We start from the raw sequence: 26,805 nt of genomic DNA, 5'->3' as shown, positions 1-26,805 counted from the left end.
AAACCTATTAAATAGGGATAAGACGAGAATAGCGAATATACAGTCACAACAGAAGCTCAATTATTAAATTTGTTAGCTGATCCAAAGGTTTCAACAATTTATTTGGACGGAAATATTACGCTGTCCAATAAACTTGATGTTAACCGGAAAGTTACCATTGAAGGAAATGGCTATTCATTAAGCAAGGGCATTCAAGTTAGTGCAAGCGATGTTGTTTTGCGTGGCCTAACAATTACTCCATCTGTCTTCTATACAACTGAGGACGGGGATTGGTACTATGGAATCATGGTTGGCGATGTAACAGGAGTAGTAATCGAAAACAGTAAAATTAGTGGCCCGGCTGGCAAAGATGCAATCGGAATTAGTGATACGACAGCTGGAGAAAACACTCAATTCACTGTCCGGAATACAGTTATCAGCGACGTATGGGTTGGAATTATTGTTGATAGCCCAAATACCGCGGCTACTCTAACTGGAAACACGATTTCTGATGCTAAGTATGCTTTTTATGTTACACAGGCCGAGCCTAGCCAGGTTATCACTGGAAATGTCATCAAAGATCCAAAAGCATTTAGCGATGGTTCTAAAGGAATTGGCATCGTTGTACCTGCTGCTACCACTGATGAGACAGTTGCCTCATTGAAATCTTCCAATACATTCGTTAATGTTGAAGAAGACAACAAAGTAGTTAAACTAGCAATAGAATAATTTCCTAAAAAGAACCCATTAGAGATTTTGCTCTAATGGGTCTTTTTTGTTTTAAATAATATTAAATAATGTAATCTTTTGAGCGAATGGCTTGTATTTACAACAAGAACTCTCGAGGGTAGAGTAAACTCTATTTTTCAAACGAATAATGTTGTTAATATAGAAGGAAAAAATAGTATAATAGAAAGAGTCATCCTAAATTTTCCCGTTACTTCCTGGACCTGGCGAAAACAACAAATTGAAGAGGTGATAATTTTTCATATGAGACGTTTTTTTCTTCTAGTAACCATTGCAGCTATCATAATGAATTTATTTCCTGCAAAACAAGCGAATGCAATTGAATATGACTGTACGGGAACAAAAATCGGGCAAAAAATTTATTGGGATGGTGTGGAATTGAAACCTGGCCAAATTGGAAAACTAATGATTTTGGAGGATACGCCACTTTATCGATTTATTGATGGAAAGCTTGTGATTGAGCGGATATTGAAAAAAGGAAGCACATACAGAATATACAATTTCAAAGCGGAATATCTTGGCGTGGGAGGGGGCTATTATGTAAAAAGGGATGAACGTATTGATTATCGGACCCCATCCAAGCAGAAATTGAATGCTGTTAAATGTGCGAATCCAAAACCCGAGCTCCCAACAGAGCCTCCTGGTAATGAAGGAACTCCTCCGCCAGTGGAAACTCCTCCGCCAGTGGTAATTCCGCCTGAGAAGCCCAAATTAGAGCCAGTAAACCTTGGACCACAGGTTTCTAACCTGAGCACTCTTGCCTCAAAAGCGGGGATGGATCAGAATGGGAATGCCTATTTATATATCATTCTTCATGGAACGCCATCATCCCTGGCAGTTGTGGATTTGAATACAAACGAAACACGCGGCAGCTTTTCCCTAGCCAATTCAACAAGCGCTTGGGCAATTGAAGTTGATAATAACGGGACCGTCTGGGTTGGCGGAACAACGAATGGGAATCTTTATAGCTATAACCCTAATACGAATGAATTCAGGGATCATGGCGATATGCTTGTGGGTACATCAGAAACAACAATTCAGGATTTGGCGGTAACCAATCAATATGTATATGGCTCTACAGCTTATGGGGCTGCCGTTTTTGCTTTTAATAAGATGACTGGAGAAAGAGAAATTATCCGTACAGCTTCCTTCGGCAAGCAATTCGCAAAGTCGATAGCTGCAGAAGCGGATGATAGCTATTTGTATGTGAGTACGGGTCCGTTGGCGGATCTTTTTAAGTGGGATATTAGATATGACCTGAAAATTCCTATTGCCATGGACTCCTATAAATCTGAGTCATATGCCGAAAAAATGAAACGAATAGATAATTTACTGGTGGTGAAATTTTATCCATCGAAAAAAGCTAATATATACGACTTTTCTAAAGGAGTTTATTTAAAGGAATTCATGGTTGATTCGCGTGGCTTTTCACCGAAAGAGCCAACGAAAAACGAATTTTATTATACGTACGATGGAAATTTCTATGCGTATAACCTCTTCAGTGGTGAAATTCGCAATACTAATGCGAGGCTTCCAAGGAAAAGGACAGCATTGTCTCTTGATTTTATCCAGTTGAAAAACAATCCGTCTCTAAATATCCTTACAGGATTAATTGATAATGAAGGCACTTATTATCTGTATAATCCTTATACCAATATAGTAATGACAAAAAAAGCAATTTTACCATCACAGCCTGTGAATCTTCATACAATCGTTTCGGATCCTGATAAGAGGCATATCTATATTAACGGATTTATGACAGGCGGCTTGACGAAGTTTGATACAATAGAAAGAAAAGGAGTACAGCTGGGCGGTATAAATCAGCTCGAAAGTGCAATCGTCATGAATGGCAAGCTATACGGTGGTGCCTATCCAAAAGCCAGGCTGATAGAAATTACTCCAAATGAGTTATGGGACCAATCATCGATAAAGGAATTGATTTCCCTCGACAAGTATAGCCAGGAACGGATTACTGCAATGGCCGGCCACAGCAATAACCATCTATTTGCTGGGACATATGCCCAAGATTCATTAAAAGGCGGCCTTTTGCTAGATTATGATGTGACAACTGGGAACTACAGAGTATATGAAGACTATATAACAAACCAGAGTATTATCTCGCTTCTTCAAGATGATGGATATATATATGCTGGTACTTCCATCCATTCAAATTACCAGCGCGCCGAATTCAGTGCAAAGTTTTTTCGCTTTAACCCGGGCAATCCCGAACAAAAGGAATTCTTTTTCCTTCCCGTGAGGACAACAATGGTGATGTCCTTAATAAAGGGGCCGGATGGGGACATCTGGGGAGCCGCTGATGGCACAATTTTTGCCTATAATCCCTATTTGAACTCCTTTAAAAAAGTGAAATTACTTAATGCAATTTCAGGAAGGTTTAGCAATGCCAGGCTCCTTGCCGGGAAGGATGGATTTGTGTACGGAACAATGGAAGGCAGGCTCTTCAAGATTAATCCAGCCGATATGTCCTATACCATCCTACTTGAAAGCGGTGCGTATGAAATTGCCCAAGATGGAGCGGGTAATATCTATTACAGAAACCTCGCGAATCTTTACATGATTCCGGTGGAAAAACTAAGCCAGTAGTTTATTGTGATATATTTGTAGGATATGCACCAGCTATTGTTGGTACTTTTTCCTTATTTTAAGACTTTAAATTAGATAGCAAGAAAAGGAGAATGAAAAAAGTAGCAAGAATCTGCCCTTAAAAAGGTGTTCCTTGCTACTTTTTTGATAAATGGAAAAGGTACAACCTTTAGACTTTCACTAGCTGGACTATGGAAATTACCAATTTGCGGCCATGGTTATAATTTTTACCTTATTATTCTTCATTCAATTCCTTTAGTTTTCCCTTTGAAGGAGTTTGATAAGCAACATAACCTTTCATGTTAGTAACAACCAAACCTGATCCGAGACCGTACTGCCCTCCATTCTTGGATTCATAACTGTATACTCTAAATCTTTCTCCCGGTTTTAATACGCGTACAAACACCAATTTTTTATTCTCCGATTTCCAAAGATTTATAGGCTTAAGAATTGTCACTCTTCCAATCTGGCCTTTTTTAAGAAGATCCCCATCCCAATAAACCTTTTGGATTGTCTTTTCTTTTATTTCACCCAATTGAAAAATAACCGAATTACTGATGTTGCCCGATGAGTCAGAAGAATGAATGGCTAAGTAAGTGCCTGGTTTTACAGAAGAAATATTAACTGAAAATTTACCGTACTCGTCAGCTGTTGTTTTTGCAAGCTCCACCTTTTCTTGGTAAACCGAAATGTTAGAATAAGCTTCTGATTCTCCGGTTATAGTCATTTGATTGCCAGGTACTACATTTATTATAGGCTCTTGGGGTGGCGTGATAACTGAAACAATAATTTTTACGGGTTCACTGTTTTGCCCGTAATTGTCAACAACGGTGATAGCAAGGTTTGTACCAGCTTTTTGTACAGGTATTTCAATACGGAAGTTGCCGTTATTATCAGCTTTTCCCATGCTGATTAGCTCATTTTCAGATTTAATATGGATAGTACTGCTTTTTTCCGCTGTACCAGTAACATATATGTCACTATCTCCAACTTTGTTAACAAATGGTGGTGGAGGAAGTGGGCCTGGTAAAGGTTTTACTATATTTTCTATAATTAAATCTTTAGTTTTTTCAATATTTAAATGTTTGCAAGTTACTTTAATTATGTAAGTGCCAGGATCAACATTTTTTAAGGGAAATACTGATAAATAACTCCCGTTTTTGCTTGTAATTGAAGTACTATCTTTGTTAATTTGAACTCCATCTTTTTCAATTTTAATATCGACGAATGCCCGGACGACTGGTTTTCCATTGATTGTTACGTTTCCTGTAATAAGAACATCCTCTCCACCACGATAGGATTCCTGGTTGGTTTTAACGGTAATTTCTTTTACTATTCCTGTGCCAACAACTTCAAATTCCTTTGTTACCGTTTTATGCTTAGCCGAAAGAATAATAGAGTAAGTGCCAATTTGGGCTCCTTTTAAGATATTGAAGAATGCCAAAAATGAACCAGTACTATCAATCGACGGGTCAAGCTTTTCATTCCGATGAATTATTAATCCCTCGGGGTTTTTTACAATTAGGCTGGCATTAATATCCTTGCCAGGCCTTCCATCCACTACTATCTTACCGAATACAGTAACCCAGTTTCCTGGCTCATACTGCTCACTCCCTGAATTCACTTCCAAATCAATGGTTTCCGCAGAGACAGGTATAACAGCAACAATTAAAAATAATATTATTGTCAACATTGCAGAGACATGTTTTTTCATTATTACCACTCCATTTAAATAGTCGCCTTACATAAATATCAAAATTTATTTATATAAAATTTACCGATTCGGTAAATGTAAATGCAGGTAAAAATAAACTCTACAAATCTATAGTATAAGTAAATAAAGAAGACGGTTATGTATATATTATACATTAAATACATATATTGGTTGATTAAAATAATTACTTATGTAAAATAGGAGTTGTAGTATCCTGTAAAAATTTAGGTGTGGGATACGTAAAATTAACGAGAGGAGACGGATTATGTCGAAAAAAAAGAAATCCATGTCAAGGCTCTTAGTTTTAACTTCTGCTGCATTGGCCACCAGTGTTGTAGCTGTACAAAATCCTCATCAGGCGGAGGCTGCTTCCGTCGCAGCTGATTTGGTTGTAAAAGCTGAAAAGCTTGCGGGGGTATTAAAGTGGGAAATTTCGTATGAATATCGGAAAGATGCCTATCCAGAAAAGAAGTTTGATTACCCGGATATGAAACTATTTAACCAAACAAAGAGGGCGCTTTCTGAAGCTCAAATAGCCTTAAGCACTTACAGCGGGAAAGATAAAGTAGCCTTACAGGCAAGGCTTGACCAAAATGTAAAAATACATGTTGATCGTGCGATTAACTATATCGATGCAGTTACGGCGGGCAAGAAAATTGAGGACAAGAAACAGGTACTAGAGCAGTTTATGTCCGGAGACCAAATTGATGATGCGACGGAAAAAGCTTATCATGAATTATCAAGAGAAATGAAAAAGCGCGCTCCATTTTTATCAAAAGTTTACGGAAAGTCGACGAGGGTCAACCTCTTGAATAATTATCACGCCACAGCGCAAAAAGCGAAGGACTTGGCGATGTATCCTGTATCCATAAAGATAGAAATGGACAGGCTGAACACGGCCATCGAGGCAAAGGACTCCTCGAAAATCACGTATCATGTGGATCGAATCAAAAAGTATTTTGAAGATGGAGTTGCCAAAGGGCTTTTGGTAAAAGAAAGCCCAATTTCGCAAAAGCTTGAAGCAGCATTTAAAATCGCCCAGGAGAAGATTCCGGAAAATAAAATTCCTGAAGCACCACAGCCTCCAGTCATTACACCTCCTACAAGCGGCGGAGGGGACTACATACCTCCGGTGAGAGTGGATTTATCCGGCAAGGCGGTTATGGAAAACTTCAATACCCATAATTCATCGGATTACGCGGGATTAAACGTGGGCTGGAAATTTAACCAGTTGAATTTTTCAGATGTTAAGGAGCTGAAGGTAAGGCTGTATAGCAGGGATGAATTAATCGCTGTAAATAGCGGCAACCTGTCAAAACTAGCCCAGCTTTATGCCCAGGGAACGGAGCAGTTCAGCACGCCGTTTATTGTAACCGAAGGAACTTACCGTAAGGCTGATGACGAATATTGGGAGTTCGGCCAGGCGAAATGGTCTTTGGATAAACCTCCAACAAAAGCCCAGTTAATTTTAGTTGGAAAGGATGGGACCGAGTACAAATTTACAAATGGCAGCCTGGCAGCCGAGGAAGGCAAGGAGTGGGAAAAAATAATTGACACGTTAACCTCTGATGATTTGGAGGATAAGGTGAATATGGAGAACTTTAATACCCACAACGCGGCAGATTATGCAGGTATTAACGTAGGTTGGAACTTTGAAGAATTCGATTTTAAAAAGGTTAGAGACTTAAAAGTAAAACTGTACAGTGGCGATGATGTAATTGCCACAAATACAGGGAATATGGTCGAGTTAGGTGCATTATTCGCGAATGGAACGCGGACTTTCAGCACACCGTTTATTGTTGCTGAGGGAACATACAGGAAAGCGAATGAAGTCTATTGGACTTTCGATTCCCCGAAATGGAGCAAGGACCAAAAGCCTACAAAGGCCGAAGTGGTCATTACCGGCCATGATGGCAAAACTCATACCTTTGCAAATGCAAACCTTGTGGAGCCGGGGGTAGAGTGGGATGATGTCTTTGATGCCGCAACAGCCATCGATCTTACTGGCAAAGCGGAAATGGAGAATTTTAATACACATTATGCCGCGGACTATTCCGGTATTAATGTAGGCTGGAAATTTGAGGACTTTGACTTTAAAAAGATTAAAGAACTTAGCATCCAGCTCTATCATAATGATGAACTCCTTGCAACGAATACGGGAAACCTTATAAATCTCGGAACCCTTTATTCACAGGGAGAAAGGCAATACAGTACACCGTTTATTATTAACGAAGGGACCTATAAAAAGGCTGAAGATGACTATTGGACATTTGGTGAAGGAACTTGGGATAAATCAAAAGCTCCTACAAAAGCGGTTTTAGTTCTTGTGGGGCTTGATGGAAAAACCTATAAGTTTGAAAACACCACACTTGCCGCAGAGCCTTCAAAAGAATGGGAAAATTTATTTAAGCCAGTACCAGTAGATTTATCCGGAAAGGTAGTAATGGAAAACTTCAATACTCATAACTCAACCGACTATGCCGGAGTCAATGTTGGCTGGAAATTCGAACATCTGGATTTTACCAGAGTAAAAGAGGTAAAAGTCCAATTGTGGGGAGAGACCGGGTTAATTGTTGAAAATTCCGGAAATCTCGAAGCATTAGCAGAGTTATATAAGAAGGGGACTGTAAACTTTAGTACTCCTTTCATCGTTACTGAAGGCACCTATAAAAAGGCGGACGATGTTTATTGGGCATTTGGGGAAGTGGATTGGGCAGAATCCGAAAAGCCGATTAGCGCCAAGGTAATTCTAATTGGATTGGATGGCAGAGAATATTCATATGCCTCAACCGATTTATCTGAAGCAACGGCTACTTGGGAAGAGGTTTTAGAAACTTTAAATCCTGTACCAGAAGAATAATCTTATGGGCTAATAATTGGTTAATAATAAAAGGAGCATTTTCCTGTTCATTTGGAAAGTGCTCCTTTTCTGTTCAATATTACCCGGCTGTTCAATGAAGGAACAACCGGGTTCTGCAGCGCAATATCATTATTATCCGTTAAGTTCTTTAAGCTTTGCCTTGGATGGAGTCTGGTATTTCACATAGCCTTTCATGTTGGTCACGTAATAGCCGGAGCCCAGTCCGTATTGTCCGCCATGGGCACTATCATAATTGTAAACTCGGTAGCGTTCACCGGGCTTTAAAACACGGACGAATACTAGCTTATCGCCTTCGCGCTTCCAAAGGTTAATTGGTTTTTCTATTGTAACTCGTCCGATTTGGCCTTTTTTCAGTAAATCCCCATCCCAATAAACTTTAGGGGCAGGGCCTTCAGCTTTTTTACCGACAGTTACTTCCACTGTAGCGGCAGCACTGCTGTTGCCTGCAGCATCCGTTGAAATTACAGATAAAGTAGTTCCGGCTTTTTGGTTTTGGATTGGAATGGAAAACGCTCCGTTTTTATCCGCCATACCTCTGCCAATTTCAATGTCTCCCCGCAGGATAGAAACTCTGGACCCTGGTTCGGCACTTCCGGTAATTTTTTTATCCTGGTCAGTAAGGCTGTTAATCTCTGGTCCGGCTGGCGGGGTTTTGTCTTTGACTGTGACCTTTACGGGTGAACTCTTTTGGCCATTGTTGTCCAAAGCTGTGACTTCCAAAACAGTTCCGGCCTTTTGGGCTGGAATTGCAACTGAAAACTTGCCAGCGCCGTCCGCTTTAGCTGTGCCGATAACCTGCATGCCAGCATTGATTTGAATTGTAAAGCCATTCTCAGTGCTCCCTGTAACCACTGTATCTTGATCTCCTACTTCATTGACAATAGGAGCTGGTACAGCTTTGGGAGGCACTGGGCCTGGTCCCGGTCCAGGTGATGGTCCAGGCCCTGGTCCAGGTCCTGGTTCTGGTTTCGGATCCGGCTTTGGATCCGGGCCAGGCGGTGCTGGTGGAAGCTCAACGGTGAAACTGGTTGATTGTGTAATCTTGTATGCGGAAAAAGTAGCCTTTACCGTATACGTTCCTGTTTCAGCATCAGCCGAAAGCTGATAAGGTGCCACAAAGATGCCATTGGGCCCGGATTTAATCTGCAGTGCGGCCAATGCCGAGCCATCCTTTTCAACCGTTATTGTTATGTCTGTTCCACTAACAGGTGCGCCGTTAGAAGAAACAGCACCTGAGATAATAATTGTATTCCCTCGATTGTATTTTTCTTTATCGGTAGAGACAGTAATAGTGTTCGATACGGAAGCCTTCTCAACCCTAAATTCTTTCGTAACTGACTTCCCTAGTGCAGATACTAGAAGAGAATAACCACCTGTTTCCGCATCATTTGGAATTTTATATGTAGTTGAGAAAGAACCATCATTCCCAATTTCATTTTGATTCCACTGATGTACAGCAACGACTGATCCGGAAGGGTCCTTTACTTGCATGGTAGGGTTTGCCGTCCGAGCAGCCTGTCCATCTAAATGAACGGTGCCGCTAACAGTTACAATACTTCCAATTGGATAGCGGTCCTGATCCAAATTCACAGTAAGTGTTGCCTCCGCCGCATATGCTGGCGAGATGGTTCCCACCAAAAGGAGCAGGATTGCCACTAGTATGGAGAGTTGTTTTTTCACTGAATTTCACCCCTTCACTTTCTTTGGAGAATAACGAGGATGGAAACCCTCTTTAATGAGTGGAGGAGGCATCCGCGATTGATGGGAGCCTCCGCCAGCTCCGACAATTATTCTACAATGAATACTGCGCTGTCTTTCTTTGCTTCTGCCAATGATGAAGGGTTAGTCCAGCTATCCCATACATAAACTTCAACAGAATAGGAACCTTTTTTGTAGTTCTTTAGTGACAGTTCCACGCCAAAGCCGTTACGCGCGCCATTTGCCAACTCATCGACAGTAAGGAAGTGAACGCTGACTACAACGCCTTCCTGATCCTTAACCTGGATGATAACTAATGGGCTCTCCGAATTTGGTCCAAGGTTCCTGACATTTGCTTTGATTTTCACCTTTTCATTCTGCTTAAAGGTTGTAGCCAGGTTACCCTGTCCGTCCATCAATTCAACAGTCTGCACTTGCAATGGATAATTGTACACTGTAAAGGTAACTTCCTTTTCTTCGGCAACATTGCCGTTAACTGAAGCGATAGCGGTTACTTTATATTCGCCGTTGATTGTCAGTTCATCCGGTACAAATGTCCCTTCAAAGGTTTTGCCGCTAGCGGCAGGAAGAGTGATTGTCTGTCCGGAAGGATTTGTAATTGTAACATCCCAATCAACTTCTACGTTAGCCTCTGCTGTAATAAGAGCCGGACGGTTTTTGCTGACTTCCAATCCAGGCTGTACAGTTAGGCTCGTAATATGGCCGACCGGCGCTTCAACGCCTTTGTAAATGGTGAATACCTTTGTTGTAACAGTGCCCGCGATGTCTTCTGCCTCAAGAACAAATTCATTCTTGCCATGCTCAAGTACCAGGTTTAACGGAACTTCAGCATTAAGGGCCCTCATAATATAAGGTTGGGCAAAGCTATGTGTATATTCTTCGCTGCCGTTCAGAAGGAGGCGCATCTCATCGAAATTATCGCCTATTTTTGCTGTAACAGTCAGTTCGTTCACTTCTTCAGAAACATAACCGTTAGCAGGTAGCCCAACTAATTCAATTGTAGGAGCTTCGGTATCAATGAAAACTTGGCGCCTGAACTCAATGTTATTGCCTGCGCTATCAGTCCCTGCTACATAAATATCGTGGGCCCCATCTTCAGTGAAACGGATTTGGGTGCTGAAATCATACCTTTTCTCTTTTGCATTCCAGATCAGTGGAATCCTTACCGGCGACCCTTCAACTTTATCTCCAGTCAAGGTCAGGTGATCCATATCGGAAGAATCGTTCACATATCCGGAGACTGGTACAACGTTCGTGCTATACACGCCCAGTGCCTCAGGGGATGTAGCAGTAATATAAGGGATTGTATTATCGCCCGCACCCTCAATGCTGCTGTATCCATAGTTTCCTGCATAATCGAAAGCTACAATGTCAATATTTGCTCCAACAGGAACCATTTTTTTGAAGCTATATACGACTGATGCAGCTTCAGGAGCAATATAACTTTCCAACTTACCGTCAACAACAATTGCAACATAGGCAACACCGCTTCCCTTTAGATCATTGGCTTTAAAGGTTAGCTTGTTTAAATCTGAATCAAATTTTGCATCCAATACCTCTGGAGATTCTGTGTCAAGGATAACAGGGAATTGGTATACCTGTGCTTCCTTGCCAGGATAATCGATTGTAGCCTTAACTTGGTAGAAATACGTACCGTCCGCAGCCGGTTTGTTACTAACCAGGCCGTCCCAGGCGGTAAGCGAAGGTTTGAGTGTGTACCACAGAGCTCTGCCACTGTCATAATAGTTCTTTCTTTGATTACTGTCAGTCCGAAGCTTTCTCAATTGCTTTCCAGTTGAGTCTACTATACTATATTCAACAGTTTTGCTGTTTCTTAAGAATGTTAATTTTGGGGCAAGCTTATCGTTTATACCATCGCCATTTGGAGAGAAGGAGACAGTATTAGCATCAAACTCTCCTGTGTAAGGATTCTTTCCTAAATAGGCATTTTTTTCATTGACCAATCCGGAATCACCAAAGTAGGAATCAGGATTGTAAACCATATCATCAAGGATAGGAGGAGCGTTCCAGTCTCCCTTGAATCCTATGAAAGGAACAGACAGATTGGAAATCGTATCGTCTTCAGAAATGTTTAGCAGTTGGACAAATCCTTCAACAAAATATCCATTTTCCATGAGTCTTTCCAGTTCAGCTTTTGCGTTAGACAAGTCAATAGTAATAATAAAATCCTTGGACCCGCCTGCAGGGACTGTGATTTCAGGGACATGGAAAGCAGCATCTTTAATCACTCGTGAAGTGAGAAGGTTGTACCCCTCAGTTACGAAGTCGGTTAATACAGTTGTATCCACCATATACTTGGCTGGTTTGTTTCCAAAGTTGGTAGCCGTTAGAGTGAAAGTGAATTCATCACTCTTAATTTCTTTGAGGACAACTTTTGCCTCTCCAGTAGTCTTTTCTGTCACATAAACAGGTGTGGTTACAGCGGAAGGCAACTGCATAATACCCGCTCCCTGGCGGCGAGGAGAATAAAGATCCGCTTCCGGCTCCTTGACTGGAACGGAGGTATTCATCAAGATGTTTTTGGCCATTTTGACCTTTGCAGAACCTGTAAGATTCGGGAATGCCTCGCTTACACGCTGCAATACAAGTGCTGATCCACCAGCAACATGTGGAGCAGCCATTGAAGTACCGCTCATTAGACCATATTGGTTATCGTTCAAAGTAGAATAAATTTGTCCGCCTGGAGCTGTGATTTCAGGTTTGAAATCAAGGTTCGGAGTAGTTCCCCAGGAAGTGAAGGCAGACATTTTGCCTTGGGACGCATTTACTACTGCTTTTGTTTTTCCTGTAAATGTGACTTTTCCAGCATTTTCAGCAGCTTTGAACTTGTCCTCCAATGTATTTCCGTCGGCTAGGCTTAGCGTAACCATCGGAATAATCGGGCTGTTCAGGGCCATGCTGACATAGTCGCCATGGCTTTCATGCCCTCTGACGATTACCCCCACAGCTCCTGCTGCTTCCGCCTGCTTCTGAATCATGCCATAGTTGAACCCGCCTGTCCTGACAACGAAAACAAGTTTTCCAGTTACATTCTTGCCTTCATATTTATCTGGCTGGCCATCGGCAACATAAACAACATCCTTTTGATTCTTGCCGAATACGTCTAAAGGCATAGGAGTAGACTGGCGTTTATAAGCAATATGAAGAATTTCTTCCCCGACTGCAATATCCATTTCATCCAATTGGATATGGGAGTTTTCAATTGATGCAACCTGGAGTGAATCGGAAGTAAGGCCAGGCGCACCCACAACTCCTATATCAGGGTTTGAAGCATATGGATAATAATAACCTTCTCCAAAACGGGCTGAGTTTCCAGCGGAGATGGCCATTAGGACGCCATTATCTACAGCCCGTTTAACTGCCTGCTGTTCGGGGCTGTCAGCACTTACGAACGAAGCGGTTGACCCAAGGCTCATGTTCATGACGTCGGCGCCAAGCTTGATCGCGTCATCGATTGCTTTAATATAGATATCTCCAAATGTCGATGCCATTTCGGAGTCATTTCCAAACACCTTCATGGCCAAAAGCTGGGCTTCCGGAGCTACTCCTTGAAGTCCTCCATTTTGCTCATCGCCATTGGCGCCTACTGTACCGGCAACATGCATTCCGTGCATGGATGCATCAGAGCCAAGGTCAAGAATATTCGAATTTTTATCAGCGTAGTTGTATCCGTATGGAACTTTAGCCGTAAAATACTTTCCAGGAAGGTTGTGTGCGGTTGCGGCTTCCTTAACCTTGGCTTCAGTCAATTTCGGTGCAGTCTCTTTTGATAGAACCATATCCTTGTGGCTAGGGTCGATTCCTGTATCGATAATAGCAACGACCGTGCCATTTCCATTATAGCCAAGATCCCAAGTTTGCTTTGCTCCTACTTGGTCCTTGCTTGTAACCATTTGTGGTTTTTCCTCTGGCCTTTCATACCGGTTGGCAATATGTACCGAGGATACTGCTGGAATCTTTTTTAATTCTTCGATATCACCAAATTTCATGATTCCGCTAACTCCGTTTGCGACGGTAGTAAACGTATTCTCAATTTGCAAATCGATAGATTTTGAGTTTAGATCTGTTAGAAAGTCAGTCTGCTCTACTTTAATTTCTGTTTGCAGCTGCTCTTTTTGAGAAAGGGAAAGATCTTTATAACGGAGGCCCTTTTTCGTAGCAAATAAAATTGCCGGGTCCCCCTCTAGTTCCACAATAACCCTTACTTCTTCATTTTCATCATAGTGCTCTGTTGGTTGCGCAGCTTCGCCAGAAGACTTTCTGAATTTTTCATAATCCTGGGAAGTAGCCGATTCTGCCCTTGCAGAAACCGCGCCAAATATTCCACTTGAGAATGCAAGCATGAATACAAGAGAAATAATTAGCGCCCTTTTAAATTTTCTCAATTTCCCCACCGGTTTTCCTCCTAAAATAGTTTTTAAAAGTAATATTAGAGAAAAATGATAAATTCTGTCCCCCTTTCTCGAAAAAACCAGGAAAATGCCGTCGTAATATGTAAAATTACCCTGGTATTTTAAAATTTACCATAAAGGAAAATAATAGTAAATACAGAAAATTCACTATATTCAATAATGGTATTCTTTTGAAAATATAATATATGAAAATAATTACTGTAGAAAGAAATGCAAAAAACCACCTAAAATAGGTGGTTAAGAGATTTAAAAATTAAATTGATATTATCCGAAACATTATTTATTTTTCCCCGCGGCCCTTACAGTCCCGATATCAAATATTCTACCGATATAATCATTTTCCAATAGAAGAGTTGAAATCCGAATATCCTTGTAAATAGCATCATAGCCTTCACGGCAAAGCTGGACATCTGTTTTCTTTCGGGTACGGTTATCTGTGCAGGTACCTTTTTCAAATACGCCCTCATGGGAGGCGAGGTAATCATAATCGTCCGAAAAGAAGGAATAGCGGGTTGTTTCAAATGCGAAACCGGTAATCCTTTTATGGTTCGCATCAAGGGTCGTGCCAAGCTGGACAAGCTGGTCGTCAATCCCTAACAGGGCAGTAAGGGTAGGGTAGATATCCATTTGGCTGCCGGTTCCTTTATTCACCACCGGTTCTGTCTGTCCTGGATGATGGATAATCAATGGGATGTTGAATCTAGCTTTTTGATTAAAGTTAATGCCAAGCAGTTTGCGGATTTCTTCTTGATTAGTCGGAAGCGGTCCATAGTGGTCCCCGTAAATGACGAAAATCGAATCGTCCCAAATATTGTCCTCTTTCAACTCGGTAATGAATTCACCAAGTGCTTCATCAAAATAGCGGATACTTTGCAGATAATTGCCTGTTGAAGTTCCTTCCAGTTTGGACGGAAGGGTAAGATATTGGTATTTCTCATCAAGAATGAATGGCCGGTGGCTAGTCAGAGAAACGATGAAATTAAAGAATGGCTTATTTTCCTCTTTATATATCGCGGCCATTTGATGGAAAATGCTTTTATCCGAAATGCCGAGCCCGATAATTTCATCATCCTTTAATGCGGGGTGGCCTCGATAGTAAAACTCGCCATATCCCTGGCTTTTATAGGCTGTTTGCCTGTTCCAGAATTCAGGAGTGTTGCCATGGGTGACACTTGTTGAATAGCCATGCTGGTTTAGGACTTCGGGAAGGGACAGATACTCGTTCGTCGGATATCCCTTATAGGCGCCGATATATCCGATCGGATAAAGGGAGTTGTTGGCGACGAACTCCGCATCGGATGTATTTCCCCTTCCAATCTGAAGGTACGTATTCGGGTAATAGTGGCTTTCACTGATTAGCTTGTTCAAGTTGGGGGTTATTTCCTCTCCTCCAACCTGCAGTCCAATTGGAAACGTGTTCAATGATTCGGCCTGTACCATAATGATATTTTTCCCTTTGAACTTACCGAAATAAGGGGATGACTTTTGGATTTCCTGCCTTTTTTTGAACGTCTCCCGGATTTCTTCAATGCTTTTCTTTTGCAGGAGGGCCTGTTTAAAATAGGCCTTTTTATACACGTTCCAGCCAATGTCATACAGATGGGCCGGGATAATCCCGCCGCGTGAAATCTTGTACTGGTCGGAGTACGTAAATTTAAAGGCGGATAACGAGATTGTAAGAATGACAGCCAAGCCGGCGGTCAGGAAGGCAAGCCCTTGCTTTTTCCACTGAACAGGACTGATTTTTTTTACTAAAAGGAAAAAGGCAATCGCCGCCAAAGGGACATCAATCCAGTATAGGAAGTCCCACCAATTGATCAATGAAATGATCGAGGACCTGATATCCTTTAACTGTCCGGCCTGGGCCAAAAGCTCAATGCGGATAATCGCATTGTAGTAACGCTGATACATGACATCAGCGTAAAGCAATAGGCTGGCAGAAAAGTATAAAATAATGGCTGAGGTGATTGCGCTAATCTTGTGCTTTATCACTAAAAGGCACGCAACGATGGCCGCGAAGCCGAGAGATGATAGATAAATAAGCGCATAGCTTGGCTCGAGCTGGGTTTCCCGAACAAATAAAAGTGTTTTTGTAGTCCAGGGAAGCGCCAAAAGAAAGCAGAATATATATAAAAAATACCTTTTAAAGTTGATTAACAACTGTTACACTCCTTCAGGAAATTAGTGCTATTCCTAACTTATTAAGCAATTATAACAGAAAATTTACAAGAAATTTACAGGATTTTGATTAAAGAACCAAAAAAAGAAAAAAGACGATAAAGCCAGGTAAATTTGAAACTATTTTCAGTAAGGTGGAGTCTATATAAATAGTAAACTATGGAAGTGGAGAGATTTTTTATCAGCACGTGGGACCTGTTCGATGGATTCCCAGTCTCCATTTCTTTTTATTTCTAGTGAAAAAAGACAAGAAAGTGGGGGTCCTATGAAAAACTGGTTTAGGAAATCCGGCCTTGTGGCGGTGGGTACGACCCTTGTTGCGGCAAGCCTGCTTACTGGCCCGGTCCATGCGGCAACAGTGAAGTACAATGATTTTGCATCTAGCCCGACCGGCTATGTCAGCGAGGCGCAAATGAAGATGCAACAAGATGGTGAGAAGGCGCTAAGTGACGATACACTCATCATAAAATTCAAAAAACCATTGGGCATGGCTGAACATCGGTATGCAGGCGGGACGCCGGTTAAGCAACTTGAAGGCTTGGACTATGCGGTTGTAAAGGTAAGAAATAAAAAAGATTTAGACAAGGTAATCACCAGGTACAGGGCAAACACAAAAGTGGCTGCGGTAATGCCGAGCGCATTGTATAGGCCGCTAGGGATTGAAGACCCAAAGGCGGCGAGCCAGTATCATGTGGGCATGCTTAATCTTGCAAAGGCACAGTCTATTGCGGGGAAATACCAGGTAACGGTTGCGGTCATCGACCAGGGGATTGACCCGAATCATCCCGATCTGAAAGGGAAATTGCTTCCGAGCTACAACACAGTGACGCCGATGAACCAAGGCTCCCCGGATTTCCATGGCACACATGTGGCGGGGATTATCGCGGCTGCTAAAGATAATGGAATAGGCGGATACGGCGTGAATCCAAATGCGAAAATCCTTCCAATCGATGTCTTTGACAGGGCTTGGGGGGCGTCCGATTTTGCAATCGCCGAGGGCATTCTTTATGCGATAAATAAAGGAGCGAAGGTTATTAATATGAGCCTAGGCGGTTCGATGCCTTCCCCATTGATTGAGGATGCGATCAAAAAAGCCCTTGATAAAAACATTGTCGTTATCGCAGCGGCAGGAAATACAGGAAATGATATGCTGAGCTATCCGGCGGCATATGAAGGTGTTATATCTGTAGGAAACATCAACAGCCAGAAAAAGCTATCAGCATCATCGTCCTATGGCCCATCAGTTGATGTTGTCGCTCCAGGAGAGGACATTTACAGCACGATTTATGAATATGAACGGAAATCGAGCTACCGAAAACTGACTGGCACTTCGATGGCGGCGCCAATGGTTGCGGGCGTTGCTTCGCTTCTTCTGTCAAAGTATCCGCTGCTAACCCCCCACCAGGTCGAGTATATTCTTGAGCATACTGCCGAGGACCTTGGCGAAAAGGGTTTTGACGTTAAATATGGAAATGGGCTCATTAATCCAGTTGCAGCGTTGCAATTTGATATGAAGAAACTTCCTGATATTATAAAGAAAACGTATACCGAAAAGGAATTGCTGGAGGAAGCACAGGCTGTTTCACTAGGCAAAGAGGTGAAACTTTCCGGCAACATTACCGCCGCCTACGAGGAGAAATGGTATAAGGCAGAGGTGGAGAAAGGCGATAATCTCCAGTTCGTTCTTGATGGCGGGTCCCAGTTTGATTATAAATTGATGATCCAGATGTATTCAGCTTCTGAAAAAATGATGATCGATGTCAATAAAGTCCGGGAAGGGGTAAAGGAAGGAAAATTCTTCGAAGCGCCGTTCAGTGGCACCGTCCTTTTCGGAGTAAAAGAAGTGAATGGAAGCTATGACAATTCCGCCAGGGGCGGTTCGAAATTCAACCTTACTGTACAGAAGGCCGGCGAATTGCCGGAGGATGAATCTTCGGTCGATAAACCGATCCAAATCGAATTACCATACGATAGCGGCAGCACCCCATTGCACCTGCTAGGCAAGGACGGCGATGACGACTATTACAAGTTTTCTGTCAAGGAACCCCAGGCTGTAAGAATTGAGCTATCAGGAGTTCCTGGCACCGATACGACCCTCAGCCTTTATACAGCTGATATGTTCTTCCCGCCTGACTTTGATAAACTTCCGGCAGATGAACAGAAAATGATTCTTGACGGACTCACATCCGGTGAAATGAAAATCGACCCAATGCTATACAGCAATAGGGGTGGGCATGGATCAGGGGAAAGTATCAATTTTACAGCTAACCCGGAAATGGGATATATTATCAAAGTTTCGAACAAAATTGATCCTAACTATTTTATGATGTACGATTTCTTTTTCAACCCGGGGCTGATGGCCAAAGATCAGGTTGCCGAGCCCTCGCTCGTCCCTTACAAGCTCAAAGTGAATGGGAAAGTTTTCCCTGAAGATGAAGACATGTTTCCATTCATGGGCGGAGGAAAAGGAGAAAAAGGCGAAGGACTTGAGGAACAGAAAAAGGAAATGGAACCCGGCGATTCCAATGACGGTGAGGATGAATTCCTGAGGATGATCCAGGAGAGTTCCCAGCCTTATATGGTTGGTAACCAGGCTGGCGGCTATCTGCAAATGATGGAAGATGAAGACTGGTTCCAGACAACTCCTTCCGAAACAGGCATATACCAGTTTGCTTTTTCGGAAAAAGGCTTTACAGTACCGTTAATCAGTATCTTTAAAATTATCGAGGATAAAGATTACAACGGCAAGCCAATGAAATACCTTGCTCAGATTGGTTCCAATATGACATGGGACTGGGCGGGAATCAGGATGGATTCGTCCCTTTATACCGGACTCCGCAAAGGAGAAACGTACTATATTAAAGTGAACTCGAATTATTATACTGGTGAAATGTCCTTTGATCCATACCAGTTTACATCAAAACTATTGTTTGATAACCCGCAGGACCAATACGAAGACAATGACAAGCCGGAAAATGTACGCAACCTGCCGGCGGGGACGGTGGAAGGAAATTTTGCGATGCCGTTCGACCAAGATTATTTCTATTTCGAATCGAAAGCTGAAGCAATATACGGCGTTACATTCGGGAGAAAAGCGGTTGATCCAGCGGCTTACAGCAAGTATCCGAAAGAGCTGACCAACCCAATTTTTGGGATGGTGGTTGTTGTGGAAGACATCAACAAAAACCGGAAGCTTGATGAAGAAGAAGCCAGGAACGTCCAGTATATTGACCGGGGAGCGTTTTCCGGAAATACGTATGGCTCATTCAAAGCAGGCAAGAACAAAAACTATATCCTGCTTGTAAATGGTTATGTGGATGGGCCTGTACCACTTTCCGTTCTTCCATATCAATTGAAAGTAGCTCCTGTGAACACAGCGGATGAAGACAAGGGTTCTGTCGTAAAGAACAACATTCCTTCAAAGCCCATCAAGCTTGCTGCGAATGGAAAGACTGGGTTAAAGGCTACAGGTTACCTGAATGCGGGTGTACCTTATGGGGACGAAGATTGGTATGAGCTGAAGCTGGCTAAAGATTCAAAAGGAAAAATTGAATTTACGGCCGGAATCGAAGTTGACAGTATCATCTCCCTATATAAGGATGGGAAACTGGTCGCACAGGCCGATTATTATCCGGAAGGCGACGCGGAAGTCCTGAACTTCTCTTTGAAAAAAGGGACGTATCATATTAAGGTTAGGGACGTATTCGGAAATTCGACATTAAACCCATATACCCTGAAAGTTACATTCAAATAAGGCCGATGCCAGGGCTTCCCGATTGGGGGCTCTGGTATTCTTTTGTGAAAATACTGTCCTTATGGAAATATAAGGGTTATTTACCACCAGATTTTTCGCGAAGTTTCACCAAAAATTCAAAAAAAGCAGGCCCATTTACCCAAAAAATGACTAAAGTCCCTCTATACGGAAGATAGGCAACCTACTAAAATGAGGTGGTACAAAAAAGAAAAAAGGGGAATGGGAATGAACGTTTTTAGAAAGTTGCTTAAGGTGGCTGCATCCACTTTCATGCTCAGCACCGCCTTTATTTATTTTACGCCGGCCGAAAAGGGGAAGGCCGCCGAATTGTGCACAGGAATTTCAGCTAGCACTGTCGTTCAATGGGATGGCGATGAGCTAAAGCTTGGCCAGATTGGCAGGCTGACAGTCCTAAACGACACCCCGCTTTTTAAATTAATTGGCGACAGCAGGGAGTTTGCCAGAATGCTGAAAGCAGGCGAGACTTATAGGATTTACGCCTTTAAGCCGGGTATGCTGAGTGTTGGTGGCGGCTACTATGTTGAACGTGATGCAAGGGTGAAATACGAAACACCATCAAAAACAAAGCTTGGCCAGCTGGATTGCAAAAAGGCAGCGGTTGCGGAAAGCAAGACGCCAGTCGAACTCACGGATACAAGGATCACCATTGTTGATAAACTTGGAACAGAAAAGCGCATTAGTGTAAATGAATATGGAACTTCCTGGTACACCTATCATAAAGGGTACCGGAATTACTATATGATCAGCTATGTAAATGGAAAAATTGGCGCGCTCTACACAATGGACAGCGCATTTCAATTCGGGAATATAAAAGTGGGAATGGGCCGCGATACAGTAAAAGCCGAGCTCGGAACCCCTGTGGAAGGAATTTTGAAGGGAAGTATAAGCTACTCCGCGCGAAATGATAGTGAACAGGAAACCTTCTATAGGGATGGTTATTATATAACCGTATTTTATGATATTCATAACTACGGAAAAGCTACCGCTTTACAGATAGTTTCTAAAGATGTGGAGAACAGGAAGGCCGGTTTCTTCGCACAACCTTCCGCTTCATTGCAGCAGGCCTTCGAGCTTCAGTTATTTGACCTAGTGAATGCTGACCGTGTGGGGCATGGCATTCCTGCTTTAGCCTGGAGTGAGAAAGCAAGGGTCTCCTCTAGGAGACACTCGCTTGATATGGCTACAAATCATTTCTTCAGCCACACGAACACGTACGGACAGGATCCATTTGACCGGATGAAGGCAACCGGAATTGTCTACCAGGCTGCCGGTGAAAACATCGCAATGGGTTATACGAGCAGCATTTTTGCCCATGAAGCACTAATGAATTCACTAGGCCACCGGAAGAATATTCTTAGTGGAAAATATTCACATTTGGGGGCCGGGGTTCAATTCCAGGCAGAAACGATGCGCCCTTATTTCACTCAAAATTTTTATAAACCATATTAAATTTGCTTACCTGTACAACGTAAAATGATTCGAATACCCGGATTGGCTTCCTTTCCGGGTACTTTTTTAGGCTTAGGGCTACTTGCTTTATTTAAGGGGTATTCTGCCAAATTCCTAATCCATATGACCTATAAAAACAATGATTGGCATTTTTAACTGGTACTATTTTTCCAATTTTGTAGAAATGAAGGCGTTAGTGGAAAGATTTGTCGTATACTAGTATAGTAAGGTTTGAGAGATGAAGGGAGAGACAGATGAGAAATAAGGTTTTGATTTGTATCGTGTTATTGTTGTCAATTGTTACAGCTCCATTTTCCGCCGAAAGCGGACAAGCCGCGACCACCACTCCATATGTCAGCTGGGACGGGGCGCAGCTTGTAAAAGGGCAGATTGGCAGGGTGGATATCCTTAAGCCTATCAACTTATGGAAAAAAGAAAATAATAAACTTACATTCGTCCGAATCCTAAAGCCTGGTGAAAGGTATCGCGTCTATCAGTTCAGTTCGGAATTCGGCGGCCAGTACGGGGTTGGCGGCTCGCATTTTGTTACAAAAATGGCGGGATACGTAGAGTACAAAACTCCGTCACGCCACAAACTGAAGCTGGTAAATCCTGAGCTCTATGGAACAAAGCTTTCCATTGGGACGGTGACGGATGAGCAGTCGAAAGTTCTTGCACCGGGTGTAACCCAGTCGAAGCTTTCGGTAGACAGCTCCCGTGGAAAACAGCAAATCTATGTTCTCGGAGTCGATCAGCAGGCTTCGCAAATCAAGTTCGAAACAACGCTGGCAAAGGACCAAATGATTGGCTTTGAAACAGTAAGCTCGATGGCAGCCCGAAACCAGGCTGACGAGCATTTTATCATCGGTGGCGTGAATGGTGATTACTTCGATTCAAATGGCTCACCGACTGATTTGACAGTCCATAATGGAGAGATTGTTACGACTAACAAAACTCCTGAAAATGAACGGACAATTTTTGGGGTATCCCCTGATGGAAAAGCGATGATTGGAAATCCTGATATTACGCTTAGCATGACTGTGAATGGACAGAATCCCTATTTGATTGATTCAGTCAATAAGCGCCGTTTTGCGGATCATCTTGTTCTCTACACCCCCTATTTCGCTTCAACGACGATGACGAATGAACTGGGTACCGAAGTCGTCTTGACCAATATTGAGGGCAAGCTGAACGGAAATGGTATGGTCAAGGCAGTTGTAAAAGAGGTTATCGTCGGTAAGGGCAGCGCACCGCTGGTTCCAGGTGAGTTGATTCTATCGGGTCATGCAAAAGGAAGCGAGTACCTGAAAGGCCTTGTTGCCGGCGATGTAGTCGAGATTAATCTCGCCTATAACAATCCGGCCTGGGACAAGGTTGAACAGGCAATCGGCGGCAGGTATTACCTTGTTAAAAACGGCGTCGCGCAAACGATTAGTGTAACAGGTGCGGCACCGAGAACGGCTATTGGCATTAAGAAGGACGGATCCGTTTTCGTTATTGTCATAGACGGAAGGCAAACCGTAAGTGCGGGTGTCACACTGACCGAAACCGCCAAAGTGATGAAAGATCTTGGTGCGGTTGAAGCGATGACATTTGACGGTGGCGGTTCATCTACGATGGTTGCCCGTGAACCGGGAAATGCGGATGCGACCGTTGTCAACTCTCCATCAGATGGGAAAGAGCGCTATGTCGCCAATTCCCTGCTCATTGTCGGTTTGTGGAAAGCAGGACCGCTTCATACACTGCTTCTATCCGCAAACGATCTAAAGCTTTTTGCGGGTGCAAATTATAAAAACCTAAACATTTCTGTTCGAGGGCTGGATATGAACAATAACCCGATTACTGTAACGGATCCACTGGCCTGGACTTCGACACTTGGAACGTTCAACAGCGATGGATCATTTACAGCCGGGAAGACAGCTGGAAAAGGCACGATTACCGCTTCTACCGGAACAATCAAAGCAAGTGTGAACGCGGAAATCGTAAATACACTTGATAGCATCAAGATTGCAAATCCAACAGTTATTGTTGATAAAAACGGATCATTCTCCATTCCTGCATCCGGATATCTTGCGGGCAAAAAAATTGTCGACGATCCCGCTGTATTCCAATACACGCTCTCTTCACCAATCGGAACGGTGGAAAATGGAATCTTTAAGGCTGGGAATGTAGATGGTTCCGCAACGGTGACCGTCTCATACGGAACAGTATCCGCCAAGTTCAATGTCATTGTCGGCAACCCAGGTTCCATCGTTGTCGAAAACTTTGAAGGCAGCCTTTCAGGATGGAAAGCAAGCGGTGCACGCTTTAACTCTGTGTCCATTGCTCCCGAAAAAGTGTATGTCAAAACCGGAAGCCAGTCTCTGAAGGTAGCATATGACTTTATTGGTACAACGGGAACCTCCGGGGTTTATGCAACTCCGCCTGCATTGATTGAAATTCCGGGAGTGCCGGTAAAAATCGGTATGTGGGTGTACGGGGACGCAAAAGGCCACTGGCTGCGTTCGCAATTGAGAGATGCGGCAGGTACCGAAATCCAGCTCGATTTTACAAACAATCTTGACTGGATTGGCTGGAAATACGTTGAAGCCGATATTCCGGCAGGATTGAGGGCTCCTTACAGGATTGAAATGCCTGTCCGCTATATGGAGACAAATGACCTGAACAAAAATAAAGGCCAAATCTTTGTTGATGATATTACCGCGGTTTATTAATACGAAAGAATAACAATCAAATGCCTCTGCAAGATTTGCAGAGGCATTTGGTTTGATATCACTGCTAAACTATTTACCTATAATTTAACTTGTACCCGTATATCCCCTTGATTATTCTGAGTAAAAGGGATTAGAAACGGATGTTTGCAGTTTACATGCGATTATGTTAATAATAAGATGATATGTTTACAATTTTGTTAATATTGATTATGCTAAAAAAGCATATTTACTATAAAATCTCTAATTAATGTATCCACTATTTTTGGGAGCTGGAGGGAGTATATTAAGCAATGGAACACTTAGACGGGCAAAATGAGCTTTTGGAACAATTGAAGGAAAACCCTCCGAAAATTATTGGAGGATATAAAAAGCAGGGATGGGCGGTTAAAGCGCTCGACAAAATTAGTAATGATGCGATTGAAATAGAGGAAGATGGAACCGTTACAGCCAAAGCTGTACTGGAATCCAGTGACCTATCGTACTATCCGGCATTCCTGAATTTGGACCTGAAACCAAAGGGACAAATTTTGGGCGTATACTTTATTGCGGAAAACAAAGACCAATATGATTTGATTCCGTTTGAACTGGCAAAGGAATTTATTGATAAACCAGAGGGGGAACTGCTCCCCTTTAAATACCGTACAATTGAAAAAATCGAAGGCGATGAATTCCAGAAAAACTGGCCGGAATTCAGCTGAACAAACGGCGGGCTCGTTTAGCGGGCTTGCCTTTTTATTTTTACCTAACGTACCCATTTCCCCGATTTCGACACAATTTAAACCTTCTGTAACCAAAATGTAACATAAAAGCGAGATTTGTAAAACTAGTGAAATAGACTCTTGCAACCTCCTATACTAAAATAAACATATGTTGTAAGAAATTACATAATTTTCACAAAATCGACATAGAGAGATTTTTCGGGGGTTGCTGATGAAGAAGGTTAGAAGATTGCCATTCGTATTGGTGCTTATCATAGCTTTGTTAACCGCAGGCCAAGAAAAGGCCGGTGCTTCAGAAATTGTGGATTTGACGGATTTTGCGCAAAAATTTTTAGGTGTACCATATAAATGGGGGGGCACAACACCATCAGGGTTCGATTGTTCAGGCTATGTCTCCTATGTATATAGTGAATTTGGAGTTGACCTTCCACGGACAAGCGCGGACCAATTTGCCCAGGGGGAAAAAATCGATCCGGCTGACAGGGTTCCCGGCGACCTGCTGTTCTTCACTACATATAAAGCTGGACCATCCCATTCCGGAATTTATCTCGGAGACAATAAATTCATTCATGCATCACCAAAGGGAATAGCAATCTCCAGTTTGAATGAAAGCTATTACAAGAAAAGGTACCTTGGCGCGAGAAGATACATACAGCCTGCTCCTATGAAGGATGGACAAATCGGAAAAGTCTACATAAAGAAGAAAGTCAACCTTTGGCAGCGTGACGAAAACGGTAAGTTAAAGGAAGTAAGAGTCCTCAATCCTGGTGAAACATACCGTGTATATGGAAGCGACTCACTTTACGGCGGGCAATTCAACCTTGGCTCACAGCTTTATATAACGAATATTGCAACCCATATTGAATTTAAGCCGGCGGGCAATTAAATAGAGCGGAACCTTCTATCAAATAATGAATAGGAGGTTTTTTGTTTTGGCGATTAATTAGGAATAATAAAAAACAGCCCCTCTGATAAAGGGGGCTGCTAAGTATTATTGCTTTTGTGTAGGCATGAAAACCTTCCAACTGGACCAATCAGGGTTTTCTTTTAAGATAAGGTCCTTAGAGAATACAAATGTCCATGGGCGGGTTGAGTTCGGACGTACTTTAAAATCTTCTAGCTTAAAGACGCCTCTTGCCACAATTTCACCACCCGCATCCTGGACTGCAAGAGGAAGCTGTTGGAATTGAAGTTCTTTATCGCTCCCATTTCGGATTAGGACTGTGATTCCGAGATGGCCTTCTTCGGAATATTCCGCCTTGAATCCCATAATATTTATGTCAGTGGGCCCGAGCTTAGGAAGGCTTTCGATAATTTTTTTTAGCTGTTCTTTATGTGTTTCAGGAAGCTGTTGTTCCCAACTTGGAGCTAGGTCAAGCCTGTGGGGCGCATCCAACGGAGATTGAATTATTTCAAAAGCAATACTCCATCCTTCCTCCGGTAGTGTTTCACCAAGCTTATCTTCTTCTTCGTACAGGAATCTCCAAGGGACACAGGAATGCGCAGGAAGTTCTCCTAGTGTATCAAGTTCGAACTTCCTTCTAGCAACGGGATTTCTTTCCCCATCCAAGAGAATAAGATTGATTGCTTGAAAGCTGATTGGTTTGTCCAGTGTATTCCGTAAGAAGGCTACTATAACAAAGCCATTGTTATAATTTAAAAGCTTTATGCCGTCTATCGAAATCTGATTTGGCTTCAGTGGAGGAAGCTGCTGGTGTTGATACATATATATATAGCGTTCAGAATTCGTTATCTCCCAGTCGGGATGAAAAATGAGGCTAGTTTGTACAAACTTCTCCTCTTCGGATTCACTAGCCACTTCTTCTAAAACTGTTTCATTAGTATTCTCGGTTTCTTCTTCTTTTTTCTCAAATAAAGCCATCGGTCTGTTTC

General features: G+C 42.6%; 12 protein-coding genes and 1 pseudogene. 8 read left to right on the top strand and 5 right to left on the bottom strand.

The annotated features are described in order from the left end of the window. Positions 1-51: 51 nt before the first annotated feature. Both RB160_RS11625 and RB160_RS11620 read left to right on the top strand, forming a co-directional pair. Positions 52-708 (top strand): annotated as a pseudogene (locus tag RB160_RS11625) (right-handed parallel beta-helix repeat-containing protein); the annotation flags it as partial. A gap of 261 nt (positions 709-969) precedes the next feature. Then, on the top strand, positions 970-3,330 hold the full coding sequence (locus RB160_RS11620; RefSeq protein WP_316570489.1) for a WD40 repeat domain-containing protein: 2,361 nt from the start codon (positions 970-972) through the stop codon (positions 3,328-3,330). A gap of 235 nt (positions 3,331-3,565) precedes the next feature. Here the strand turns inward: RB160_RS11620 and RB160_RS11610 are convergent, their stop codons facing one another. After that, on the bottom strand, positions 3,566-5,044 hold the full coding sequence (locus RB160_RS11610) for an Ig-like domain-containing protein (protein ID WP_396954710.1): 1,479 nt from the start codon (positions 5,042-5,044) through the stop codon (positions 3,566-3,568). 265 nt (positions 5,045-5,309) lie between these two features. Between RB160_RS11610 and RB160_RS11605 the strand changes: the two genes are divergently transcribed. After that, positions 5,310-7,904, top strand: coding sequence for a hypothetical protein (locus RB160_RS11605; RefSeq protein WP_316570488.1), 2,595 nt, complete (start codon positions 5,310-5,312; stop codon positions 7,902-7,904). Between the two features lie 132 nt (positions 7,905-8,036). Here the strand turns inward: RB160_RS11605 and RB160_RS11600 are convergent, their stop codons facing one another. The 3 genes from RB160_RS11600 to RB160_RS11590 form a co-directional block, all read right to left on the bottom strand. Further along, positions 8,037-9,605 (bottom strand): Ig-like domain-containing protein, encoded by a 1,569-nt coding sequence (locus tag RB160_RS11600; protein ID WP_316570487.1) that lies wholly within the window; start codon positions 9,603-9,605, stop codon positions 8,037-8,039. A 107-nt stretch (positions 9,606-9,712) separates the two neighbouring features. Further along, entirely contained in the window at positions 9,713-14,059 is a 4,347-nt protein-coding gene (locus RB160_RS11595) for a S8 family serine peptidase (RefSeq protein WP_316570486.1), read from the bottom strand. 294 nt (positions 14,060-14,353) lie between these two features. Beyond that, positions 14,354-16,237 (bottom strand): LTA synthase family protein, encoded by a 1,884-nt coding sequence (locus tag RB160_RS11590; protein WP_316570485.1) that lies wholly within the window; start codon positions 16,235-16,237, stop codon positions 14,354-14,356. Positions 16,238-16,520: 283 nt separating this feature from the next. Between RB160_RS11590 and RB160_RS11585 the strand changes: the two genes are divergently transcribed. The 5 genes from RB160_RS11585 (at position 16,521) to RB160_RS11565 (ending at position 25,798) form a co-directional block, all read left to right on the top strand. Then, positions 16,521-20,009 carry a S8 family peptidase gene (locus RB160_RS11585; RefSeq protein WP_316570484.1) on the top strand — a complete coding sequence of 1,163 codons (3,489 nt, stop codon included), beginning with the start codon at positions 16,521-16,523 and terminating at the stop codon, positions 20,007-20,009. A gap of 225 nt (positions 20,010-20,234) precedes the next feature. Continuing rightward, positions 20,235-21,479, top strand: coding sequence for a CAP domain-containing protein (locus RB160_RS11580; protein WP_316570483.1), 1,245 nt, complete (start codon positions 20,235-20,237; stop codon positions 21,477-21,479). Positions 21,480-21,733: 254 nt separating this feature from the next. After that, a complete protein-coding gene (locus tag RB160_RS11575) occupies positions 21,734-24,193 on the top strand; it encodes a phosphodiester glycosidase family protein (RefSeq protein WP_316570482.1) in 2,460 nt (819 codons plus the stop codon). 290 nt (positions 24,194-24,483) lie between these two features. Then, positions 24,484-24,891, top strand: coding sequence for a hypothetical protein (locus tag RB160_RS11570; protein ID WP_316570481.1), 408 nt, complete (start codon positions 24,484-24,486; stop codon positions 24,889-24,891). 232 nt (positions 24,892-25,123) lie between these two features. Next, positions 25,124-25,798, top strand: coding sequence for a C40 family peptidase (locus RB160_RS11565; protein ID WP_316570480.1), 675 nt, complete (start codon positions 25,124-25,126; stop codon positions 25,796-25,798). A 105-nt stretch (positions 25,799-25,903) separates the two neighbouring features. Here the strand turns inward: RB160_RS11565 and RB160_RS11560 are convergent, their stop codons facing one another. After that, positions 25,904-26,794, bottom strand: coding sequence for an accessory Sec system S-layer assembly protein (locus tag RB160_RS11560; RefSeq protein WP_316570479.1), 891 nt, complete (start codon positions 26,792-26,794; stop codon positions 25,904-25,906). Positions 26,795-26,805: the final 11 nt, after the last annotated feature.

Origin of the sequence: Neobacillus sp. YIM B06451 (genome assembly GCF_032667185.1) — a bacterium.
GTDB lineage: Bacteria > Bacillota > Bacilli > Bacillales > Cytobacillaceae > Bacillus_D.
This window is presented reverse-complemented; position numbering and strand designations above follow the sequence as displayed.

Coding starts and splice junctions, on each gene's coding strand:
- RB160_RS11620 (WP_316570489.1), top strand. CDS start 970: ATGAGACGTTTTTTTCTTCTAGTAACCATTGCAGCTATCATAATGAAT.
- RB160_RS11610 (WP_396954710.1), bottom strand. CDS start 5,044: ATGAAAAAACATGTCTCTGCAATGTTGACAATAATATTATTTTTAATT.
- RB160_RS11605 (WP_316570488.1), top strand. CDS start 5,310: ATGTCGAAAAAAAAGAAATCCATGTCAAGGCTCTTAGTTTTAACTTCT.
- RB160_RS11585 (WP_316570484.1), top strand. CDS start 16,521: ATGAAAAACTGGTTTAGGAAATCCGGCCTTGTGGCGGTGGGTACGACC.
- RB160_RS11580 (WP_316570483.1), top strand. CDS start 20,235: ATGAACGTTTTTAGAAAGTTGCTTAAGGTGGCTGCATCCACTTTCATG.
- RB160_RS11575 (WP_316570482.1), top strand. CDS start 21,734: ATGAGAAATAAGGTTTTGATTTGTATCGTGTTATTGTTGTCAATTGTT.
- RB160_RS11570 (WP_316570481.1), top strand. CDS start 24,484: ATGGAACACTTAGACGGGCAAAATGAGCTTTTGGAACAATTGAAGGAA.
- RB160_RS11565 (WP_316570480.1), top strand. CDS start 25,124: ATGAAGAAGGTTAGAAGATTGCCATTCGTATTGGTGCTTATCATAGCT.
- RB160_RS11560 (WP_316570479.1), bottom strand. CDS start 26,794: ATGGCTTTATTTGAGAAAAAAGAAGAAGAAACCGAGAATACTAATGAA.